Source organism: Nguyenibacter vanlangensis (genome assembly GCF_013376155.1).
Taxonomy (GTDB): Bacteria; Pseudomonadota; Alphaproteobacteria; order Acetobacterales; family Acetobacteraceae; genus Gluconacetobacter; species Gluconacetobacter vanlangensis.
In genome coordinates this window covers 1-1118 of record NZ_JABXXP010000839.1, presented here as the reverse complement: position 1 = coordinate 1118, position 1118 = coordinate 1, and the positions used below count along the sequence as shown (strand labels likewise).

1 protein-coding gene and 1 pseudogene are annotated in these 1118 nt (G+C 70.7%); both read right to left on the bottom strand.

The window, feature by feature from the left end; translation table 11 throughout:
* Positions 1-241 (bottom strand): annotated as a pseudogene (locus tag HUK84_RS19520) (hypothetical protein); the annotation flags it as partial.
* 157 nt (positions 242-398) lie between these two features.
* A partial coding sequence (locus tag HUK84_RS19515; RefSeq protein WP_176641689.1) for an NAD(P)/FAD-dependent oxidoreductase occupies positions 399-1118 on the bottom strand: 720 nt, incomplete at its 5' end.

The window sequence follows — 1118 nt, the reverse complement described above, 5'->3', positions numbered from 1 at the left end:
GGGCGGCGGCAATGCCGTCCCGCGCCGCCTGCGGCGTGGCCGTGACCACCCGCGCGATGTCCTGCCCCGTCACGGGCGAGCGTACCGGCAGGCCGCCCGCCGATGGATCGCCCGCCAGGCCATCGGATGCCAGGTTATCAGATACCAAGCTATCAGATGCCAGACTATCAGAAGTCAGGGCATCGGCCGCGACGCCCAGCGCGGCCAGCAGGGAACGGGTTTCGGCAACAAGGTCGGTCATCTTCCATCCTGTCGGCAGGTGATCGCAAAAGAGGGCATATTTCCGGGCCGCCGGGGCCGGATCTTAGAGGCTGTCTCACAAGCCCTGCTGTCGAGCGAGAGCGGCCCGCTGAAGACGCGCGTCGGATCGCCGACAGCAGGGCTTGTGAGACAGCCTCTTACCGCGCATCGGCCGCATGGGCGATGCAGGCCCCCGCTTCGTAGAAGATACGGCGGGCCGCGCGAAGGCCCGGCGGGCGGATGCCGGTCACCGGCAGCGGGGCCGCCCCGTCGTCCAGGGCGCCGCGCGCCAGATCGGCCAGGACCCGCCCGAACACCGTTCCGGGCGCGATGCCCCGGCCATTATAGCCGCAGAGCGCGATCATGCCCGGCCCCAGGCGGTGCAGGCGGGGCAAATGATCATGGGTCATGCCGATCGTGCCATACCATTCGGCCGCGAAGCCCGATGACGTGAACTGACGGCCAAGCTGCGGAAAAAGGCGCGCGATCGTACGCCGCGCCCAGTCGCGATGCAGGGTCAGGCCCGGCCCGGCGAGCGCGCCGATACTGCCGACGACCAGCCGGCCGGCATGGTCCAGCCGGAACGAGCGCATGACCTGCCGGGTGTCCCATGCCCCCTGCCGCCCCGGCAGGATCGTGGCGCGCAGGGCGGCGGGCAGCGGCGGTGTGGCGCAGTTGAAATAGCTGACCGGCACCAACTGGCGCGCCAGCATCGACCACGGACCGCTGCCATAGGCATTGGTGGCGACGATCACCTGGTCGGCCAGCACATGACCCTGCGGCAGGTCCAGCCGGTATTGCCCGCCCGACCGCGTGCAGCCGGTGACGGGCGAGCCGGTGAAAAGGCGCGCCCCGGCCCCGATCGCCGCCGCCGCCAG